Annotated in this window: 16 protein-coding genes; all 16 read left to right on the top strand. The window is 50.5% G+C overall.

Features of this window, described 5'->3' with window-relative positions; genetic code table 11:
* The first annotated feature begins 762 nt into the window (after positions 1 to 762).
* The 16 genes from PsWM33_RS12195 to PsWM33_RS12120 all read left to right on the top strand — a co-directional run bounded on the left by PsWM33_RS12195 (position 763) and on the right by PsWM33_RS12120 (position 22,408).
* Positions 763 to 1,431 (top strand): DUF4336 domain-containing protein, encoded by a 669-nt coding sequence (locus PsWM33_RS12195; protein ID WP_063296487.1) that lies wholly within the window; start codon positions 763 to 765, stop codon positions 1,429 to 1,431.
* Between the two features lie 269 nt (positions 1,432 to 1,700).
* Positions 1,701 to 2,126 carry a DUF6041 domain-containing protein gene (locus PsWM33_RS12190; protein WP_063296488.1) on the top strand — a complete coding sequence of 142 codons (426 nt, stop codon included), beginning with the start codon at positions 1,701 to 1,703 and terminating at the stop codon, positions 2,124 to 2,126.
* Positions 2,123 to 3,721: an FAD-dependent oxidoreductase gene (locus tag PsWM33_RS12185; protein ID WP_063300414.1), complete on the top strand. Its 1,599-nt coding sequence runs from the start codon at positions 2,123 to 2,125 to the stop codon at positions 3,719 to 3,721. Before PsWM33_RS12190 ends, PsWM33_RS12185 begins: the two co-directional genes overlap by 4 nt.
* Positions 3,722 to 3,739: 18 nt before the next feature.
* The gene (locus PsWM33_RS12180) at positions 3,740 to 6,454 is read left to right on the top strand and encodes a PEP/pyruvate-binding domain-containing protein (protein ID WP_082826987.1); all 2,715 of its coding nucleotides are present in this window, start codon (positions 3,740 to 3,742) and stop codon (positions 6,452 to 6,454) included.
* Positions 6,441 to 8,888, top strand: a complete 2,448-nt coding sequence (locus PsWM33_RS12175) for a thiamine pyrophosphate-dependent enzyme (RefSeq protein WP_153039937.1) — start codon at positions 6,441 to 6,443, stop codon at positions 8,886 to 8,888. Before PsWM33_RS12180 ends, PsWM33_RS12175 begins: the two co-directional genes overlap by 14 nt.
* Positions 8,889 to 8,893: 5 nt before the next feature.
* A complete protein-coding gene (locus PsWM33_RS12170) occupies positions 8,894 to 11,428 on the top strand; it encodes an aminotransferase class III-fold pyridoxal phosphate-dependent enzyme (protein ID WP_063300416.1) in 2,535 nt (844 codons plus the stop codon).
* 10 nt (positions 11,429 to 11,438) lie between these two features.
* Entirely contained in the window at positions 11,439 to 12,455 is a 1,017-nt protein-coding gene (locus PsWM33_RS12165; protein ID WP_063300412.1) for a methyltransferase, read from the top strand.
* 16 nt (positions 12,456 to 12,471) lie between these two features.
* Positions 12,472 to 12,720, top strand: coding sequence for an acyl carrier protein (locus tag PsWM33_RS12160; RefSeq protein WP_063296492.1), 249 nt, complete (start codon positions 12,472 to 12,474; stop codon positions 12,718 to 12,720).
* 28 nt (positions 12,721 to 12,748) lie between these two features.
* A complete protein-coding gene (locus tag PsWM33_RS12155; protein WP_082826986.1) occupies positions 12,749 to 14,395 on the top strand; it encodes an aminotransferase class I/II-fold pyridoxal phosphate-dependent enzyme in 1,647 nt (548 codons plus the stop codon).
* Entirely contained in the window at positions 14,388 to 15,992 is a 1,605-nt protein-coding gene (locus PsWM33_RS12150) for an amino acid adenylation domain-containing protein (RefSeq protein WP_063300411.1), read from the top strand. Before PsWM33_RS12155 ends, PsWM33_RS12150 begins: the two co-directional genes overlap by 8 nt.
* Positions 15,989 to 18,412 (top strand): beta-ketoacyl synthase N-terminal-like domain-containing protein, encoded by a 2,424-nt coding sequence (locus tag PsWM33_RS12145; protein ID WP_063300410.1) that lies wholly within the window; start codon positions 15,989 to 15,991, stop codon positions 18,410 to 18,412. Before PsWM33_RS12150 ends, PsWM33_RS12145 begins: the two co-directional genes overlap by 4 nt.
* The gene (locus PsWM33_RS12140; RefSeq protein ID WP_063296495.1) at positions 18,409 to 18,720 is read left to right on the top strand and encodes a hypothetical protein; all 312 of its coding nucleotides are present in this window, start codon (positions 18,409 to 18,411) and stop codon (positions 18,718 to 18,720) included. The genes PsWM33_RS12145 and PsWM33_RS12140 overlap by 4 nt, the downstream gene beginning before the upstream one ends.
* 5 nt (positions 18,721 to 18,725) lie before the next feature.
* Positions 18,726 to 19,421 carry a 4'-phosphopantetheinyl transferase family protein gene (locus tag PsWM33_RS12135; protein ID WP_063300409.1) on the top strand — a complete coding sequence of 232 codons (696 nt, stop codon included), beginning with the start codon at positions 18,726 to 18,728 and terminating at the stop codon, positions 19,419 to 19,421.
* On the top strand, positions 19,418 to 20,482 hold the full coding sequence (locus PsWM33_RS12130; protein ID WP_063300408.1) for a hypothetical protein: 1,065 nt from the start codon (positions 19,418 to 19,420) through the stop codon (positions 20,480 to 20,482). Before PsWM33_RS12135 ends, PsWM33_RS12130 begins: the two co-directional genes overlap by 4 nt.
* A 24-nt stretch (positions 20,483 to 20,506) precedes the next feature.
* Complete coding sequence (locus PsWM33_RS12125; protein WP_063296498.1) at positions 20,507 to 21,643, top strand: acyl-CoA dehydrogenase family protein; 1,137 nt, start codon at positions 20,507 to 20,509, stop codon at positions 21,641 to 21,643.
* A gap of 24 nt (positions 21,644 to 21,667) precedes the next feature.
* Positions 21,668 to 22,408: a DUF1295 domain-containing protein gene (locus PsWM33_RS12120; RefSeq protein WP_063296499.1), complete on the top strand. Its 741-nt coding sequence runs from the start codon at positions 21,668 to 21,670 to the stop codon at positions 22,406 to 22,408.
* Positions 22,409 to 22,485: the final 77 nt, after the last annotated feature.

Here is a 22,485-nt window from a genome sequence, read left to right as displayed (position 1 = left end):
ACTTTCAATCTGGACCACTCAAATGGGGCTGCTCAGCGCCCGTCCGTTTTTAGCTGTGTAAACCAATGAGAACACTGCGGTTAAACGGTTAAACGGATCAACGGATCAACGGATCAACGGATCAACGGATCAAAATTAACAACTGGAGTTGAAGATAAATATGAATAATCGCACTGATCAAATAGCGCCTTAGGGAATTCCCCTTAAGCCTGTGGAAAACAGCCCTGATGGCCACTTCGAATTAAGATTGAAGTAAATTACCCTTCAATTGCCCATGATTTAGCGCTCTCTGTCACTAGGCACTTCTAATATTAAAATCGAAATTTAAAATTTGTCAAAACATACATATCTTAAAGAATAGCTACAAAATAGCATAAGTATTTCAAAATACTTATGCCTAACTTAGACGGTGCAAATACTAATATGAGCCATGTGAGTTATTAGTATCTATTTAACGCGCGTAGATTTCCATAATTATAATTTTACATATTTATGCTTAGTTATAATTTAACGCAAAGTTAGATATGAATTTTTAACACCTCAACTCAACAACCAATACGTAATGATGAAGTAGAGTATTCTTTATTTTAAAAAATATTTCTTATTAATAAGATTATTTATTATCGTTAATATGTATCGTTAAAAAATATATTGCTAGATCAAAAATAATTATGTACCGATGATACGTACTTATCAAAAATACCCAGCTAATTTAAGGCGTTAAAAGTGGAACTACTTACTCCAATTGGGAATGAGATATGGATGGCTGACGGGCCAAATGTTGATTTCTATAGTTTTCCCTACCCCACGCGTATGGTTATTGCCCGTCTGGAGGGCGGACACCTTTGGGTGTGGTCACCGATAACAATTTCCGTAAGTCTTCGTTCCGAAATTGAAGCACTTGGTCAAGTTTCACACTTGGTGAGTCCAAATAAGATTCATCATTTGTTTCTGGCGGACTGGAAGGCAATTTGGCCTAATGCAATCCTTTGGGGGCCGAAGAGCACAATCGACAAACGCAAAGATCTCGCATTTGGTCCCGCATTGGAAGACATTCCCCCATCGGAATGGGGGCCAGATATAGACCAAGCCTGGTTTCGGGGCTCATTTATGATGGACGAAGTTGTGTTCTTTCATCGACCTTCCCGTACGGCCATCTTTGCGGATCTGATTGAATCATTTACTGAGGACTTTCTTCAAAAACATTGGAGTTGGTGGCAACGCCCGCTCGCCCATATAGACGGGATTACAGCAAAATCACCGCATGCACCCGGCGAATGGAGGTTATCGTTTACCGACCGAAGTTTTATCCGCACAGCACGCGACAAGGTTATTGACTGGGCACCGGGTCAAGTTACGGTCGCGCATGGGGAATGGTGCCAATCAGAGGGGAAAAGGTTCGTAACACGAGCTCTCGAATGGATTGATTAGCTCTAAAGCATCAGGCATTGGTAATGCCCATACTAAGTAATTAATAATATTACTATACATACCAACACTGACATACAACAAAATATTTTCAACTTACAAGCTACTAATTACACATAGCGCTAATTTATCATGAAATCACATAGTATTATTAACTATTAAACTTATAGCCATCTTAATTTCAATCGAATTTTCCGAAAATAAATCCGGAAAACACTCAAACAACATTCGAACATTCGTGATTTAAATCAACATTTGATTGGATGAGGAACATGCAACTCTCCGCAAATAGAGACTGGGTGGATTATGCTCGCATTGTTTCGGGGGTGCTTTTCATCGCCGCCGGCATCGCCAAAGCTTTCCCTCAGATTGAAGATATTGGACAGACTCTTCAGCAAATGGCCCAGGCGAATTCCGGCACTGTACTCGCCCCGTTAAGTACATTTTTGGCAACACAGTATTTGGCGGTGAATGCACTTGTGGGTGTGGCTTTTGTGGCTTCCGGTCTGGCGTTTCTAACCAGGCGTATGTTAGTTTTGGCCGCCACAGGCCAATTGATCATGTTAGCTATGTTTATTGTCTTGTTGTTTCGCTTTCAGCCATCAATCCTCGTCATTGATCTTCCGTTTATGCTAGCTGCTGCATTCGTCTTGCGGCGAGCCTTGGTCTCGCGGCAAGAACAGGTGGTTTCGGAATGAATGCTCCTGCGCACAACCAGTCGAATGCTGCCCAACGCATTGTTGTTGTGGGTGCTGGCCTTGCCGGACTAACAGCTGCTATGCATCTGAACGATGCAGGGTTTAAAGTCGAAATTCTCGAAGCCTCAAGTGAGCCGGGTGGAAACGCTTGGCTGACGACAACAGGAGGGATGCGCCAACCCACCGCCGGTTCGTGTTTTCGCTTCCCGACCCCAGGAGGGGTCGTCGAAGACCTGCTAACCCGTTTTAAGCTCAGTGGTAAATACCATTCAACCAGCACATCAATGCAGGTCCTATTTCGCACCTCCGCCCTACTACGCAATTTGCACGAAGTGATTGTTTCTTATCTGCGGCAACCTCGTTGGTTGCTTCACCCAAAAGTCTGGGGTCTCACTGGCAATCTCTTGGTCGCCGGACTGACCGGCCGGCCGCTTCTCCCGGCAAGCAAGGAACTTGGCGAACCAATTTTTGCCGACTTGTACACTTTTCTGGATCGGTTGAGCCCTGGAAAAGGCCGTTTCCCGTCGGTTCCCTGGGGTCCAGAATGCGGCATAAGCCGTGACGAAATGATGGCTTTGGACCAGATGACCATACGGCAATTCTTTTTCGATCCTGAGATGACGCACCATCTACCAAATGACCTTCAGCCTCCGCGACGGCTAGGCCAACTTGTACGTCTTGCCCTCACCACAACGCTTGAAGTGGAAGGCCTGCTGCTCGACAACTGCTCGGCCTATGTCGGATTGTACTTTCTGGTGGGATATTTGTATGGCGACCTTGTGGCGCTGTCGGGCGGGAATGGTGCCGTATCCGAAGCCTTGATCAACCATTTGCGCACTCAATCCGCCGTAAATATACAAACCGAGTCTAAGGTTGACCGCATTGATCACGATGGCTCTGCTTATCGCGTGGAATTTACGCACGCAGATCAGCAAGAAACGCTATCATGCCAAGGTGTAGTCGTCGCAACGCCCAAACACACAGCGCTCGGCATGTTCACGGAGCTTCCTGAAGAACAAAAGGCCGCAATCCGTGAAATCGAATACTCAGATTATGCCATCGCCAACGCTCGTCTAAGTGATCCTGTTTGGACGAAGTATTTCGGTGCCTATTTTATCGGAGACACACCTGACGCCGCTGCAAAGGCAGGGTTTTGCAAGGCTGGTGGTGTCGTCAATTCTACTTGGGAGGCATTCGGAGACAATCAGGGCATCGGCGGGTTTAGTATTCTCAAGCCAGTTGCTGCTCGGAAAGGTCAAGGCCAAATTACTTCCGTCAATCTAAGCGTGCTACGCAACGAAGCGGAGACTGAAGTGCGTAGGATCCTTGCAGCCATTGGCGCCAACCCCGACATTCTCGAAGATGTTACCTTGCACGTTTGGCCCAAAGGTCTTGTTTCGCCGCGCCCAGGTCAGATAGCGCGGAGGGTGTTTGAGACAGCCAGCGCTCCTTTCGGCGCCATAACATTTGCCAATCAGGATAGCATTGGCGTTGGTTGCCTTGAGTCCGCAGTCGAATCCGGAGCGTTCGCGGCACATCAGATTGCACACATTCTCAATCAAAACTCGATCCCACGCTGCGAAGTAACAAAATGACCAACTTGGGGGACTAAAATGTTCATTGTAAAACTGGACGGCCAGGCTCCGGGTGGGCGCGATATTCTTGGCGGTAAGGCCAACTCACTCAATCACATGGTCGCAGAAGGCATGCTCGTTCCTGAAGCCTTTTGCATCACAACCGAGGCATTCCGACATTTCCTCGACACCAATAAGCTAAACCAGCTAGATCACTCAGAGTTACCTGAAGCAATAAAGCAGGCAAAATTTCCAGCTGATCTGGAACAGGAATTACGCCATTCCTGTAACATGCTGGGCAACGTCTCGATAGCCGTGCGCTCTTCAGCAACGGTTGAAGATGGAGACAAAAGCTCATTTGCCGGTCAGTTTCAGACCTTCCTCAACCTCAGTGGGGCTGACGAGGTGATTACCGCAGTCAAACGCTGTTGGGCCTCGCTGTTCGATGAACATGTGCTCAGTTATGCAGAACAGCGCTCTGAAGTAGAAGAACAGCCCGTTATTGCAGTTGTCATTCAGACAATGGTTCAGGCAGAAGTCGCAGGCGTGCTCTTTACTATCGATCCGATGGGAGAAACCGAAGAATGCATGCGGATCGAAGCTTCCTGGGGCGTCGGGGAAGGTCTTGTGTCCAGTCAAGTCAGTACGGATAGTTTCCTGATCCGCCGTGAAGATCTGACGTTAGAATCCAAATCAGTGCGCTCTAAAACCATGTCGACCTTCTGCCAGCCAGACGGTGGCATTGCCTTGGTAGAAACTCCTGCCGAAAAGGTCGATGCTCAGACCTTAACGACCGAGCAAACTTCAAAACTAGTCGCAGCAGCGAATCAGCTCATGATGAGCGCTTCATATAAAGGGCAAGAACTCGATATAGAATGGGCACTGCACGATGGCGAGATGTGGATTCTACAGGCACGCCCGATCACTGCGATACATCGCTCCACGGCTAACAAGGTCTATGCGGATATCGACGAAGAAAACATCCAAATCAAAGACAATGCGCTGTTCTCACGTATGGATACCGGTGAGATCGTTACCGGTTTGATGTCTCCGCTAGGCTTGTCCTTTTGTCGTTTCTATCAAAACAACATCCATGGACCTGCCGTGAAGACCATGGGTCTGCACAAGATGCTCAAGCCCAACACCTTCATGGGTTACGTACGCGGTCACGTATATCTGAACATATCGTCCTCGGCGCATATGCTAACGCAATGCCCTCCAACTCGTGACGCTATGAAGTTTACCGCCCGCTATGCAACCAGCGATGTGGATCTTAACACCTACAAGAATCCTTATGGTGAGCCCACCAAGGGTCTGGGCTATTTCTTCAGCTCAACATACTGGCTTGCACGGCAGTTCTACAACCTGACAACTGCCGAGAAGACAGCCAAGAAGATGGAAACCTTGCGTCGTGACCGCACTGCCCACGCGTTAAGCCTCAACTTGCCAAGCATGTCGCGCGAGGAATTGAACGTTGAGCTCTCACGCATCGACGAAAACTTTCTGACGTCCTGCGCCGCTTACATGCCTTTCTTTTTACAGAGCTTCGCGCTTTATGACGCGCTTGCCGAAAAATGTAAGGAACTGTTTAAAGATCAGGGTAACGGGCTGGAGAACCGTATCAAGGCGTCACTTAATAACCTGCGTACAATTGAAGTAACACGTGCCATTCTTGATCTCACTGAAACAGTGCGGGCGCAAGCAGATTTAGCGCGTCTCATCATTGATACACCGTCCAATGATATCATTAACGCCCTCCGAGCCATTTCGAGTGGCCCCGGTTTCCTTGACGGCGAATTTTCAGCATTCCTGCGTGAATTCGGTGCACGCGGTCGCCAGGAATTCGAATTGACTATTCCTCGCTGGGCTGATGATCCACGTTACATTTTCGACGTTATCCGGCTTTATCTGACGAACGAAGTCGAGCTTGAGAAAAAAATGCAAGCTAGTGAAGCCCTTCGTGGAGATGAGACCAACCGGTTGCTGGCATCGCTCTCAGGCAAGGAGGGGTTCAGCCTGAAATTCATAATAAAGAGCTATACCAAGATGGCAGATCTGCGTGAACGTGTGCGCCCTACCTTCATCGCGGAATCGTGGTTCTATCGACGGATCATCATCGAAATGATGTCACGACTAGCCGCACGAAACGTCGTGAGCCTAAATGACCTTCCCTATATCGATTTCAATCTCTTCCGGGACTACATGGCCGGTAAGATCACTGAGCTAGAGGCCTTCAGCAAGGACATGATCCTCGCCAATAAGCGCGAGAACTTGATCAACCTGCGTAGTGAAGAACCACCAATGAGCCTGATCGGAGGTTACGAACCCAAGCGTGCAGCAGCGCCAGAGCTGAGCGGAGATGGCCAGATGAACGGCCTCGGTGCTAGCCCAGGCATCGTAGTAGGGCCAGCGCGTGTCATCACCGACCTCCCAAAACAGGCAGCTAGCTTCCGCAAGAATGAAATTCTTGTCGCGCGCTTTACCGATGCATCCTGGACACCGCTTTTCACCCTTGCTCAGGGTGTAGTGACTGATATTGGCTCAGCTCTGTCTCACAGCTCTATTGTCGCGCGAGAGTTTGGCATTCCGGCGGTGGTTAACACCCGAATTGCCACCGCACAAATTCGTACTGGAGATACCGTCACCATAGATGGCGACGGTGGATTAGTCAGTATCGACCCCAAGACCACAATCAGTGCACCGGTAGCAGTTCAGGCAGACAAAAATCGCAACTGCATCAATGAAAGCGCTTGATATGGATGTCAGCGTCAACATTATCGTTATTACGCGAAATTCGGAGTTCTTTCGGGCCGGGGCATCTGTGATCTTAGACTTTCGCGACGACCTGTTCGAGACAATCACAATTGACAGCGATTGGGACATTCTTGCTCTAACTCCGTCTGCGCCTGGACCCCATTACAGCGCAGCCAGGGATAGGGCTGTACGCTTTCTGTCGGGATCGGGTGATCGCATTTCGCTACATGTGGTGCAATCACAAAGCCTTTCCGGAGCGCTTACTAAGCTCATGGCCCGCAGCGATGGCAGCAATGTGCATCACACTGGCATGGCTTATATCGACTACTCCGACCCCTACCATTTTGGCCGATCCATTGCTGAGATCGACCAGGATTTGCAGGAGTTTTACGGGGCTCTTCACCGTGCACAGGTTCCAGCTTTTGAGACCCCCTCCTCTACGGCAGTTTTTCAATCAGCCGAGATGCATCCCTACCAAGTGCATCCAATGAATTTTATTCGTTGCGTGCTTCCATCGGACTCCGATGTGTTACGTGCACAACTTCTAACCCTTTGGATGGATTTCTACCAACTTAGCCTTGCTAACCGGCATATCAAGTGCGGTGACAAAGGCCGCCCCACCAGCGCAATGGCTAGCTGTCTGGCAAAGTTTCTCGACAGCCGAACCGAAGGTCGTTGGGTGTTGCAGTATTACACCGGTTCACTTGTATCCAGTCTGATATCTGCTTTCGAGGATCAAGCCGAGATTCGTAATTTTCCGGTACTACGCGGTCCCAGCGAGCATGCACTGGCCTGTGGAGCCATGGCCAATTGGCAGCTTTATGAAATGCCTTCGGTGACAATAATAACCTCTGGGATGGTTGACGAGTTTCGCGGTACGCTCGCTAACCTGCGCGAAACTCGCGCATGCGGTTTTGTTATCTGCGCTGAGCAAAAGCCCGCGTTGTGGTACGCCTTCCAATCCACGATTAACCCCGAATCCGACAGTCGGGATGTACTGCACGCCCGCGGCGTACCTTTTGTTTATATCGACGACCCTGCCAATCTGCAGGCCGGTATGAACCAGGCCATGCAACTATACGATGCCAATCGCGGTCCGGTGTTCATACTTGCCACACAATCAGTGATGAACGTTGTTGAAGCACCTGAAAACCTGCCCCCTCCGGCACTTGTCAGGAATGAGCCAGTTAACAATGACACGATTCTTCACCTCGCGGAGCTGATTAACAACGGGCCTGATCGCTTATTGCTTCAACCTGGCCAACTACACTCTGAAAGCGCTCGCCTTCTTGCCTCCATTGCTGAGCGAGCCGGGATTGCATTGGTGGATAGCATCATACACCCCGGAGCAATCCCAACTCATCTTAATGGGCGCCCCTGCCCCAACCATCTGGGCACATTAAGTGTCTACGGCTTCAGTGATGCTGTGTACCGCTTTTTGCATCGGGACGGACAGATTGCACCGAAAACCGAACAGACGCTGATTTTTCTAGGGGACAAGGTATCCCAGGTAGTGACGCCGTTCACCGAGAATAAGTTGCACAGGAAATTCCACATCGCACAGGTGGTGAGCGAGCACGCACTGGTGGCACCCTTTGCCGATATATCAGTTCTGATGCAACCCCATGCTGCACTAAAAGAGTTAGAAGAACGTCTGGATGTGAAGCCGGAATTGCTTGCACGCCGCCGAGACACTTTAACCGCCGCGTTGAAGGGACAAGAAGACTTGTCCCGGTGTGTCCCGTCACTGCCGATGACACCGAATTTCTTTTTCGGAGCTCTCGGGCAACTCCTCACCGAAATGATCGAAGCTGAAGGCTATGATTTTACGAGCTTGTTTGATGTGGGGCGCTGCGGTGTTTCAGCCATTCGCAATCTGCCTAAGACCCGAGCTGGCTTTTCTGGTTGGTATGGGCGGGCGTTGATGGGAGATGCCCATCTGGCGACGCTGGCACTGGCCGAGACCTGCCCTACAGATCTGCTGAGCTTCATAGGGGACGGTGCTTTTGCTCTTGTTCCAGACATCCTGCCTAGCTTGTTGGAAAATGCTCTGTCTAATGGCGCACGACGTAACCGAAGCGTGACAACCTTTGTACTGTGTAACAGCGGCCTGTCGGCGATCAATTCCTACCAGGAGCGTATCTTGTTTAATCGCACCTCCCGGCAGATGCGCATTCTGAACCTGTCCCCAGAGGAAAGCGCTGGCAATCTGTGCGGTTACGAGGTGGTCAAACGCACAATCAACGTATTTGACAAGGCCGAGATACGCAAAGCGCTGAAGATGCGCGGGCGGATCAATATCTTCCATGTCAATCTCGCCCACAACAACGAAGGTGACGGGATGTCATTGGCCCATGTCAGAGGATGGCAACAAGACCAATTGCCTCGCTTTGGTGCTCGCCGGGTATCGCAAACCATCAAAGAAAGGACGTGACGCACATGCAGTTTGGTTTTGTGGCTCATCCAACCTCGGTTAATCTGAAACGATATGTCAAGATGCTCGACCTCGTACAGCGGAGCACGCAGGATTATCAATCCGGTTATTCTCAAGAGCTTTGGTCACACCAGAACCTCATCCCGTTCATGAATTTCGACCGCATTGTCAGCGCTACTGGAGCCGAGGCATCCGGACAGGTATGCTATTTGCCACTGACCGCGAAGGAAATGCTGAAAAATCCGAGGCTTAGCCTGAAACGGGTGATTGAAGGTGCAAATGATTTTGCTGCGGATGCTGCCGATATTGTCGGGCTCGGGGGGTTTACCTCTATCGTCGGCAACCGAGGTATTGAAGTTGCAAATGTCAGCTCAATTCCGGTCACCAGCGGTAATTCACTAACCGCCTATGCTGGATACAAGGCCTTGCGGCAGGTCATGAAGTGGATGCAACTACCTTCCGCAAATCAGCGGGTAATCATCGCAGGCTATCCCGGCTCTATCGCCCTGGTCATCACACGGCTGCTACTTGAAAGTGGCTTTGAACTGGACCTCGTGCACCGACCCGGCGCAAAACCCTCTGACTTGTTGGAACACCTTCCAGAAAAATGGCACAAGCAGGTACGGCTTAGTGGAGATATCGGGGACTTTTACAAAGACAACAGGTTTTTGGTTGCGGCAACCTCGGCAGGTGGGATCATTGACCCTAAGCGGTTGTCGCCCGGCTCAATCGTCATTGATGTCGCATTACCACGGGACGTAGCCGAAAGCGCCGCTCTCCAGCGTGAAGATATCATCGTCATCGACGGCGGCTGCGTCACAGCAAGTGACGATGTGCGCATGGGTGGTGAATCTCTTAATATCGCGATCAAGCAGCAGCTTAATGCCTGTCTGGCAGAAACTATGGTGCTGGCCTTAGAGGGGCGTGCTGAAACCTATTCGATCGGGCGTACCCTTGATACTGACAAGGTCCTGTCTATCGGCAAGATCGCCGCAAAGCACGGATTTTTCCCTGATCCAATTTCCTCTTACGGTCGCCGGTTAGAGCCGGCAAAAGTTGCCAGTTTTCGCCGCTATCATCACACCACCTCTGTAGCACCGAGCCCGGGCGAACCAAAGATAAACGGCACAAAGTTATACTCAAATGTGCACCACGACACCGCGTTGCGTTTTCGACAGCACATCAATCCCTACCTCGCAGATTTCCTGCAGACACTGCATTGCGACCGGGTCTTTACTAAAGCCAGTGGCGTTGTTCTGACAGACAGCGAGGGTCGTGACTACCTAGATTTTGTTGCTGGATATGGTTGCCTTAACCTAGGGCATAATCCGCCCAAGGTAGTCAAGGCAGTTCAGGACTTTCTGGTTGGCGACAATCCAAACTTCGTGCAATACATCTCGATGCCCCAGCAGACATCACTGCTGGCCGAACGCCTGTGTGAGCGTGTTGGCAACGGCATGCGTCGGGTTTTCTTCTCAAACTCCGGCACCGAGGCCGTCGAAGCGGCCATCAAGCTCGCTCGCGCCGCCTCTCCCCACTATAAGATTCTGCATGCTGAGAACAGCTATCATGGCAAAACGATGGGCGCACTGTCGGTTACTGGCCGTGACAAGCACAAACGATATTTCCTTCCACTCATCCCCGGCACTTTGTGCGTACCTTTTAATGATCTTGACGCCATGGAAACGGCCATGCAGCAGAGAGACATCGCCGCCCTTGTTCTAGAACCTATCCTTGGTGAAGGCGGTGTGCACGTACCGTCCGAGGGTTATTTGCGTGGTACACGTGAACTTTGCAACCGGTACGGTGTCATGCTGATCCTCGACGAAGTACAAACCGGTATGGGCCGTACAGGACGCTTCCTCGCCAGCGATTGGGAAGGAGTGGATGCAGACATTCTGTGCCTATCGAAATCGCTATCAGGCGGCCTGATGCCCATCGGCGCGACACTAGCAAGCACCGAGATCTGGGATCGGGCTTATGGGACCTCTGATCGTTTCCTTGCTCACAGTTCTACTTTCGGCGGCGGTAACTTAGCCTCGACCGCCGCATTAGCAACGCTGGATGCGTTAGATGATGGAACAGTCATGGCCAACGCACATCAGGTCGGCGAGAAACTGCGCGTTGACCTTAATGCAATCTCCCAGCAGTACGATTTTATTGGAGAGATCCGCGGTAAAGGCATGATGTTGGCTGTATCCTTCGATGCCAACTTCAGTCAGGCAATAGCGGCTGGAGCGCATGAATTTGCCACGCGCCTACCCGGAGACTGGCACATGACCTGGAAGTTCCTTCCAGACCAAGTTCGCAAGAACCTACTCGACGCCATGAACCGTTTTGAAGGCACTTTGTCGGAGATGTTCTGCATGCGTTTCGTTACCAAACTGGCGATGGATCACGGCATCCTGACCTTTCTAACAGCCAACAGCTCAACCGTTATTCGCCTGCAACCCCCCTTGATCCTGTCTCAGGACCAGGCGAACCGTTTCGTGTCAGCCTTCAGGGATGTCTGCCGCGATATGTCAACTTTTCTAGACTGAGGAAATATCATTGGAAAATGCACTATCCACGGTCAGCTCCACGCTCCTGTCCTTCTTCAATTCACAGGCGCTGATAGCAGCTTATGATGTTGAGATCTTTGAAGCTATTGGTGACGGTGCCACCTCCCAAGAGGTGTTCGAGCACTGCAATCTACCCGAAAGCACCGGCCACCAACTTCTAGTCGCGATGGTTGCAATGGGATTTGTGGAGTATCGCGGAGATATCTACACCCTAAAACCCGATATGGCGCCCTGCCTTCTGAAAAATGGCACCCAATATATGGGAACATTGGCTCGGCATGCGAGCAAATTTCTCTACCCCCTTTGGGCAAACAGCGCCCAAGCCATTCGCACAAACAGCAACCAGCGAAAGGAAACTTTTGGCGATGAGCGAAAATGGTTCGACATCCTCTATAGTGAACCTAACGATGTGGCTGACTTTCACGCCTTCCTTAGCGTTCTTGCTGACCCATTTGTTGAGAGTTTCCTCAAGGGTTTCAACTTCTCACCGTACAAAGCCTTCCTTGATTTAGGCTCCGGCCGTGCTGCACTGCCGCGTGCAATTCTTGCTGCCAATCCGCACCTGAATGTGGCTGTCTGCGATCTACCCGAAGCGGTAGACCACATGCGCCAGGAACTAATGTCCTCAGGCCATTCGGACCAGGTCGACGTATATATCGGAGATGTAATCAGCGGCGACTTGCCAGAAATCACCCAGGACCTTGTTCATATGGGTTGGATGTTACACGACTATAGCATCAAAACGCAAAAGTGCATCCTTGCCAACGTGTTCAAGGCTCTTCCATCGGGAGCAACTTTCATCGCAAGCGAAACACCGCTTCTCGACGATGAGACCGGCCCAACATTTGTTGCATTGTTGTCAATCAACATGCTGATTTCATCCGATGGTGGCATCGAAAGTACCACCGCGCAGTATCTCGACCGATTGTGTGAGGCAGGTTTTACGAATGTTCGTGCAGTCACTTTGGACGGGCCACGTACCCTTTTGATCGGCGAAAAACCTTAGATCTGGAAATTACATCATGAGACAACGCATTCTGACACTCATTATTGAGAATTACGGTTTGGGACTAGACGAACCGTTATCACTGGATACGCAGCTTCTGGAACTTAACATCATAGATTCCAGTGCGTTCTTCGACCTCATCGAAATTCTGCAGTCAGAATTCTCAGTCACAGTTCCGCTTGAAGAAATCAAGCCCGAGAACTTTGCTACTGCCAGCGATATCGCCCACATGATGAACAACTTAACAGCGTCGACTATGGCCTGACCTTTCCCCCAATCCGGAGTTCCAAGAGATGATAGATATTGACTTGACGCTGCAAAAGCAAAATTTCGATACTGCGATTGCTCTGACGACTGAGGTGGTGCAAAAGCACACCGGATACCAGCCAGATTTGTTGACACCGGATGCGGAGTTCGAGACAGACCTCGGCGTGGATAGCATAGTCCAGATGGATATCTTCGTGGAACTGATGGAGCGCTGTGGCCTGCCGGTTAACGGGGAGCAATTGGCTAGTGTCGTATCAATCCGCGACCTTACGTTGAAGGCCCTCAGTCGCTTGGAAGGTCGCCCATTACCACGGCCTCAGGTAGCTGAGTTGCACAGCAAAAGCCAGCCAGTCGAAGAACTGCAGGAACTGATCGAGAGCAACGCAAGTGCAACGCTGGAAGAGAACCCATCGCCGCTCACCGATACCCGTACAATGCGAGATTTTGCAGATCTGCCAAACCGTGATTTGTTCCACAAAGTTGGAGCCTTTCACGAGTTCTATACTCAAAAACGCGATGCCGGTCATTACTGGTACGGCATGCCACTGGAAAGCCCCTGCCAGAACCGTGCTATGATCTATGATGAGGTCGCTGGAAAAAGTCGTAGATTTCTAATGTTCGCCTCGAACAATTATCTGGGGCTGGCCAATGATCCACGCGTACTTGAAGCTATTCGCGATGCTGCTGTACGTTACGGGGCGACCAACACTGGTTGCCGTCTGATTGGCGGTTCGAATGTTTTACATCTGGAACTTGAACGCAAGCTGGCGCAGTTGAAAGGCACCGAAGATTCTATTGTCTTTCCATCTGGTTACTCTGCCAATCTGGGTACGATCTCTGCACTGCTGACCAATCGAGACATCGTTTACACTGATGCAATAAACCACATGAGCATTCAGGACGGCTGCAAGCTATCGGGGGCACAGCGGCGCATCTATAAGCATAGTCTCAGTTCGCTTGAGCGCACTCTGGAGCGCAGTGCGGATCACGATGGTGGCCGCTTGATTGTGAGTGATGGCGTTTTCTCGATGCATGGCGATATTGTGGACCTTCCGCGCCTCTTGAACATCGCCAAAAAATATGACGCAAAACTTCTGATTGATGACGCACATTCCACAGGGGTTCTGGGTGCAACCGGCTCAGGAACCTCAGAACACTTCGGTCTCAAGGGCCAGATCGATCTGGAACTGGGTACCTTTTCAAAAACGCTGGCTGGTGTCGGTGGTTTTGTTGCTGCGCGTGCCGATGTAGTGGAATACCTCCGCTTCTACGCCAACTCCTATGTCTTTGCCGCAACCATTCCCGCACATGTCGCAGCTGGACTTATCCAGTCAATCGACTTGATGATAAAGGAGCCAGAGCGGCTTAAGACTCTGTGGCGTAACATTGATCATCTCAAAGGCAAGCTGCTTCGAGCAGGATTCAATCTTGGGGATACCCAAAGCGCTATCCTCCCAATCGTTATTGGTGATGACCAGTTGACACTGAAGTTTGGTCAAGCCGTGCGACATCGGGGCATGTTCTGTCAAACGGTGGTCTTTCCCGGTGTTGCTGTTGGTGATGCACGTTTGCGTATCTCAGTTACATCAGAGCACACCGTAGAGGACCTGGATCAGGCAGCTGACATTCTGATCGAAAGCGCACGCGAAACCGGGGTCACAATCGATGAATGAGCCAACTTTTTTCCCCGTCATTGACGGGTTGCGAGAGAGCGCCAGCCATACGCCAGATGCGATCGCAATATTGGGCAACGCACCTGTGACCTATAAAGAACTGCACGCATCTGCTTGTTGCATTGCAGCGCGCGTACAGGCAGAGGGGATAGCGCCGGGTGCACGTCTGGCCATCTGGTTGCGAAAGGGAAACCATGCTGTTTCGGCCATTTGGGGGGCCCTTGAGGCTGGGCTGGCCTATGTGCCGCTTGACCCCGGACAACCCGGCGAGCGCGCTATGCGCATACTTCAAGAAGCACAGCCAGAAGTCCTTGTTATTACGCCTGATCTACTATCACATTTACCCGGGGCGTTACCTGATAGCGTAAAGCTTGTCTTGCTGAGCGGGGCCGGAACTTGTGATAACAATCCTCAGTTGCCAGTCCCAGCCGATTGGATATCAGATCTTCCCCCCACAAAGCATTTACCGTTTGACGCCACCCCGGACGCAATTGCGGCAGTATTGTTCACCTCTGGTTCCACAGGAACGCCCAAGGGTGTACAAATGTCATGCCGCAACCTTGCAACCTTCATCGGTTGGGCCATCGAGGAGCTGGGGCTTGGACAGGACGACGTCTTCGCCAATCATGCGAGCTTTCATTTCGATCTGTCTACATTTGATTTGTTCGCGGCAGCGCATGTTGGTGCTTCTGTGTGGCTGGTGCCGACACCAGACCAATCAAACATCATCGCAATTGCTGACGGACTCAAGAAACATGCCGTCACAACCATTTATGCAGTTCCTTCGATCCTAACGATGCTGACACGAGCGGGTCAGCTTAGTCCGGAAATGCTGCCCTCTTTGCGCCGTGTGCTGTTTGCCGGTGAGGTCTTTCCGATCCAGAGCCTACGTAAATTGATCACGCAAGTCTCTGATAAATGCGACCTTTATAACTTTTATGGACCGACGGAGACAAATGTCTGCACATATTACAAGGTGCGTCAGGAAGACGTGTACCGGGACACCTCAGTCCCCATTGGTCAACCTTTGCCCGGGCAAACGGCTCTTGTGATTGACCCCAAAACTGACCAACCTATTGCAAATGGCATCAAGGGAGAGCTTGTGATTGAAGGCTCGCTTGTAACGCCCGGTTACTTGAATCCACCCAATGACCGTATACGCAAAGCACATGCCTCAGGACGCCATCCAACAGGAGATGTTGTCTCAAGGGAAGATGACGTTTTAGTGTACCATGGTCGCACTGACAGGATTGTTAAAATTCAGGGCAATCGAGTGGAACTGGGGGAAATTGAAGCTGCGCTTCTGCACCATAAGCAAGTGCGCCAATCGGTCGTTGTTCCACTACAGAGCCCGCGTGGGGCCGAACTCGTAGCATTTGTCGCCTGCGATACAGACGAAAACAAACCGGGAGCCCTTGATTTGCTCAACGAGCTTCGAGAGTATTTGCCGCGCTACATGCTGCCAAAACATGTGAAAATCATGCCTGCCCTTCCTCGAACCTCAAACGGAAAAACAGACTTCGTTCATCTAAAACGCATCGCGGAAGACAGCCTGATACATCCTGATTTGAGCCCAAGAGAGGGTGTACCGTTATGACCTGCACCACAGGTCTTCAGATTGTTACACCAGAAGATCCCATCGCTATTGTGGCGGCCCGACATTGCGAGGTTGAACAAGTCGCCAAGTATCCGGTTCAGCGACTGGCCCGCTGTAATCAAAGTGTCTCTGACGCTGCGTCTGCACTTCACGTCAGACTTCTCGCCCCTGCTCCCTGTGCTCCTGCAGAGTTTCGCATTCCACCCATATATGAGCGTGCGGTTTCTGCATTAACACTTAACCTGCTTTGGCTCGTACGTCAGTCGAAGCAGGATCTCAATGCAGGCAAATTCAACTGCGATCCCAAACGTTCTGACGTCATTATCGGTGTTTGCGGAGGGTTCGATTCAACTCTCCGTAACGCACTTAAAGTCTCAGGTGTGACTGAGCTTGCGGGCGAGTACGAAAGCCAAGTTTTGGCTGGAAAGCGGGCTTTGCATGCCCACTTTGGCTCAACCACCCACGACAAAGTGGGCGAAATGGCCAGTATCATAGCCGCACGTATGGGGCTTGAGCTCGGCACAAACGGCCGTATTCTAGCATTGGAAAGCGCTGAGGCAACCACCTATTGCGCATTTGAAACCGCCATTCTCGGCCTTCTTGAAGGCGCATCCGACATGGCGTGGGTTGGTGTTGGACAGCGCATAGAAGGTGCGCATATGGCACAGGCCCTCGCGTCACACTTAGGCGGCGATAAAGTGTTTAATGAAGGTGCAAGCCTTTATGGCCTGCGCCGTCTGAAAGATGCTCAACGTGACGGCGATGAAATAATTGCGGTGCTCGACGGAATGGCCTGCACTCATTCCAGAAGCAACAGCCCGCAGGCATTTCAAGAGTTGTCAGAAAGACTGAGTGCACCAAGGCAAGTTGCCGTATGTGATCACAGCGCAGCGGCGATAGGCCTTGCGAAGCCCGAGAGTTATGGGCTAGCTCACAGCGGTGCCGATGCCATTAATGCGGCCCTTTCGACGATACATCACCAAAGCCCGACGACTATATTCGGTCAAAGTCTTTATGAGCACGTCTGGGCTTTGCGCCTACGTGCTTATAACAACGAGCCTGTGCCTGCACGGGTCAAAGCACAGCAGAGTGATCTGATTGCAATTGTCGGTCTTGGTGCGAGCTACGGGCCATTTGATGGGCTGGAAACAGTTACAGAGGCTTTTCAGGTGGGCCGTGATGGAATTGCCCCTCTTAGCACAACAGCTCTTCCTCGCACAACCACATTTGATGTTAATCGCACAGTCCCTCTTTCGAGCTATGCAGAGCTTGGGAGCGAAACTCAATCTGCGATTGTTCAGCAAGCAACATCCCGCACATCGTCTTTTCCAGACAAAGTCCATGCCCTTGCGATGCAAGTTGGGGCAGAAGCCCTTTCTCAGGTGGTATCCGAAGACACCGAGCAGCTGTGCCACTCGGTTCGGTGGTCGATTATCGTTGCTACTCAACTTTGCAGTACCTTGGAACGAGCAGTATCCAACGAAACGCATTGGCCAGAACTGAGCAAGGTGCTTAGCCTTGCCGAACGTGACAACCAGTTAGACTCTGTTTCACTGGAAGCAATGCTGCCCGGCAACATCGCCCACAGCTTGTCAGAGGCCCATAAGCTAAATGCCAAAGCTATGGCTATTGAAAGCGCGTGTGCCTCGTCACTTGCTGCTCTGGAAACAGCGGTACGTCAACTCCGTCAGAACCTTTGCGATGCCGTGCTTGTGGTGGCGTCCGAATTACCCAACAACCCACGTGACCTGACGCTCTGCTCCGCCCAACGTATGCTTTCGGCTGACAAGATTTCCCCCTTTACCGATCAGGCAGATGGATTTTCTCCCGGCGACGGTGCGGGAGCTGTTGTGTTGCGTCGATTACCAGATGCACAGGCAGAAAAGCAGACAATACTCGGCTTAATTCGTGGCATTGGCGGATCATCCGATGCGGTTTCCTTTACCGCGCCCGACCCTCGTGGGCAGATTGCAGCAATGAAACGCGCTTTGCAAAATGCTGCAATGGAACCAGACCACGTTGGGTATATCGAAACACACGGAACCGGGACTCAGCGCGGTGACGCGATAGAAATCAAAGCGCTCAATGAAGTTTATGGCGGTCATAGGAAAATTGGCCTTGGATCCGTCAAGTCGTTGGTTGGTCACAGTTTTGCCGCTGCTGGTCTTGCCGGCTTGATCCGTGCTCTGGGTGCTGTGAACACAGCACATTACCCACCAACTATCCTTCGGGGATCCTTGTCGCATGGCTTAGATCAACAGCAAGGATCTTGGCAAATTAGTAACATCCCCCTCCCCTGGGTAAATAACGGCACATTGCGATGCGCTGCTGTGAATTCATTGGGCACAGGCGGAACAAACTTTCACATGATCGTCGAAGCTGCTCCTGAGCCTTCGACCGAATTTACGGAGAACGTATGAAACTGATCGTTCACAAAATTCGTTTGCTTGACCAATCACTTGCAACGCGTTTCGAAGACTGGGTTATCAACACCGACTATCCGACATGCCCGAAATTGCCGAGTGTGGTCGGGTTTTCCGTGCAGAGGGCGGACCCGGGATTGGACTTCGACTATTATGAAGTGATTACCGTGACATCCCAGAATGAATTTGAGAAGGACATGGCCACCAAAGGTTTCATGGCTCTGGTCGAGATGTTCTCAGAAATGGCAGAGGTTGTTGAGGAGATAGCAGGCACACGATTAGGCGACGGGTATCGCAGGGAGTGACCGACATGCACAAATCCTCAGCAATCGGCAGATTGGTTCTTGGTGATCTAACTATTTTTGTGCTCAACACATCTTGCCTCTCTTCGTGTTTGCAGCAACTGTCGGATCAAGTACTAAGCGATGCTGAGAGATACTTGTGGTCCTCCTTCCCACACAAGCGCAAGCGGCGGGAATGGATGGCGGGGCGACTAGCTGCCAAAATTGCTGTGCACGAAACCCTTGTCGGTCAAAGTAAAACAGACTGGTCACTTCGTGATATTTCCGTCATGCCTGCAAAGGGACGTAGCGGACCCGTAAAATCACCAATTGGCGGATATTTGAGCCTCTCACATTCAGGTGCTTTCGCTGCAGCAGTGCACGCAGACAGGCCTGTTGGGCTTGATATCGAGCGTTTCCACGCATTTTCGCTACCCAGTCTGAACTACTTTCTAACGCCGCAAGAAATCGCATGCATTGAGACCTACGGATATTGCGACCATTACCTGACTTTAATCTGGAGCATCAAGGAAGCTGTACTCAAAGCCCGACAAACATCAAACCTGTCTGAGATGCGAGAAATAGAGTGTCGAGGCTGGAGTCTGACACGTGAGATTAGTGTTTACGAGCGTGGCGAGCGAATACCGAATGTACATTTCGGCTACTGGAGCAAATATGCCATCGCAACTGCCGGGAGTAATGGCGAGAGGAGGAGCGTGGAGTGACCGCTGTTCACGATATCATATATCGCGCACTAGACATTGCGCGCTGGGCGCCATCCTCACATAATTCGCAGCCATGGCGTGTGGAATTTACTTCACCAGACCACACCGTGCCTGCGAAACTGTGTATTGGCATTGACAATGCGACACGATTGCGTGCGCTCGTCACCCTGGAGGATGAGATGATGATCAGTCTGGGGCTTTTCATCGGATTATTCGTCCGTGCACTCGACGTCGCTGGACTCAGCTACGCGTGCAAGCGGCTGTCGCAAAGTGATGTTGAAGTTTACGTATGTGAACACGGTAAAGCGAGACCTGAGGCACTGGACCAATTTGAAGCGATTGTCTGTCAACGGCACACCAATCGCTCGCCATACATTCGCGTTGCGCTTGACGCGGATCAGATAGCATCTCTTCGTAAACAAAGTTGGGCTCCATTAAGGATAGGCAAGCATGCATCGGTGATGCTGTTTCTAGATGATGCATCAATCGAACAAACGGCAGATCTCGTAGCAAAGCATGCTGCCTTGGATTTCGCCAACCACAGCGCATGGGCGGAAACTTATGCCCATATTCACTTTGTAGCGGCAAAAATGTTCCAACGAGGGCGTGGATTTTCCATTGAATCCCTGATGGGGCGCATGTCGTCGAAAAGACGTAAATTACTCCAGTTTATATTGCATCCGCTTTCCATGCGCATATTTACCCTCTTTGGTCTTCCCAGAAAATTGGCAACGAGCCTAGCAGATTTGACCCGCCATTCATCTGGGATTTTGGTTTTGGAAACACCATCAGAATTCTCCAGCAGCTGGGATCTGGTCGAAACAGGCAATCGACTAGCCGAACTATGGATCACTGCCACACAAAACAAAATCCAGCTGCATCCATTAAGCGTTTTATTACAGCACGACTTACCGAAACAACAACTTAAGCAAAGCCTTGGATTGTCCACCAAACCTGTATTTGTTGCACGGATAGGTATCGCTCCAAATTCTGACATACCAACACCGCGCGTTCCGACAAGCAGTTTGCTGTCAAAGCCGACACAGGCACATCCTTTTTAGCAATAAATTAAACAGAGAACAGACATGGATTTCGCGCCAAAACCCGAACAGCAAGAACGTAACGCCCACCTCGAACGTTTCGCGCAGGAAATTGCACGATCCACAACAGCCGGCGACAATTTTGATCACGTATTGTGGCGACAACTCTGTGAGATCGGACTAGCTGGGTTGCCTATTCCACAAGACTATGGCGGCACAGGACTTAGCGCACTTGAAACGATCCAGAGTTTTGAAACCGTTGCCCGTCACATCGGTGATCTTGGTCTCTTGTTCTCTCTTAGCGCACATCTGTTTGCTTGTGTGATTCCAGTTTGGTATGGCGGCTCTGATGATATCAAACAACGATGGCTTGGCCTTTTGGCGCAGGGCGATCTTATTGCCGCAAATGCTGTATCTGAAGAGAATGCAGGTTCGGATGTTTTTAGTATGATCACCAGCGCCAAACCATGCGGAGATCATTACGTCCTGAATGGTGCGAAGAGGTTTATCACTAATGCCCCGATAGCAGATGTATTGATCACCTATGCCCGAACGGATTCGAGCTCATCCTTCTTTGGGTTGAGCTGTTTTCTTATTCCCAGTGACACTCCGGGTATAATCATAACACCTGAACAGCCTAAAGCTGGCTTGACGTCAAGCCCTTGGGGAAGCGTATATTTTGATGATTGCCGAGTAGATCAGAGCCTTCGGGTCGGAGCCGAAGGTTCAGGTGCAACATTATTTCATAAAAGCATGATCTGGGAAAGATGTTGTCTATTTTCGATATACATCGGCGCAATGGAACGCATTTATCAGCTTTGCCTTGAACACGCCCGAACACGCATGCAATTTGGTCGTAAGATCGGGGAAAATCAGGCAATCTCGGACCGAATTGTCAATATGAGTGTTCGAATTGAGACTGCCCGGCTGTTACTTTATAAGTCTGCCTGGCAGTATGATCAGGGGCAGCCTTGCGAACAGACCACCGCGCTTAGCAAAATTTGGATATCGGAATCCGCCGTGAAAATCGGGGAAGATGCTGTGCAGATTTTTGGCGGTGAAGCCATGATTAGAGGTCACCCCGTAAATCGGTTTATTAACGATGCGCTGCCTTCCCGCATTTTCTCTGGCAGCTCAGAAATTCAACGCGAAATTGTCGCGCGTGCAATGAAGCTGCGCTGATTAAACAGACCAAGGATTAGACATATGTCACATACGATTTGGCTACTGATAGCAAACACCGCGCTTTTTACATCACTAGGATTCATTTCGGCACTTCGCACCGGTGATACACGTTGGCCTTTTATATATGGGTTTTTCTCGATACTACCGGCAACGATAATTCTTGCATGGTATGGAGAGGGCGCTGAATGGCGGCGGATTTTGATTACTGTACTCGTCTTCATATATGTCGCCCGTATGCTATATACATTACTAGCTTGGTTTGGAGCTACAGGAGCAGCAAAGCTCAAAGATCAGACACCTACGGTCGCCCTTGTTGGGTTGCCAATTATTCTTGTGCCGATTTTCTCTTGGGTTTATCCTCTTCCGTTTTTCTGGGCTATGGATAGAGCTGATACTTTTGACAGCTTTGATGTAATCGCTCTCCTATCGTATTCAGTTGGTACGGTGTTCCATTTTGGAGCTGATCTACAGAAATGGAGATATAGACAAAATTCCGAAAATAAGGGCAAGTTGCTGCAAAAGGGATTTTGGGGAATGTCCCGGCATCCAAATTACTTTGGTGACTTCTTGATCTACTGTTCTTTCGCTGCCATCTCTGTGACGCCTTGGGGGTTAGTCTCACCCGCAATAAATCTCTTACAGTATGCATTTGACGCAATTCCCAAGAATGAAAGCGGAGCAAAAAAACAGTACGGTGATGTGTGGGCTACCTATGCTGAAACTACACCTATCTTTTTCCCCTTTCGGCGATACCAAACCTGAGGCTATTTCTGCTAAATGAATGCCTTTTGAGCCTCCCCCTGAGCAGCCCCATTTGAGTGGTCCAGATTGAAAGTTAG

The organism is Pseudovibrio sp. WM33 (assembly GCF_001623165.1).
Lineage (GTDB): Bacteria > Pseudomonadota > Alphaproteobacteria > Rhizobiales > Stappiaceae > Pseudovibrio.
The sequence above is the reverse complement of the archived record's forward strand: the minus strand, read 5'-3'. Positions and strand labels throughout refer to the sequence as shown.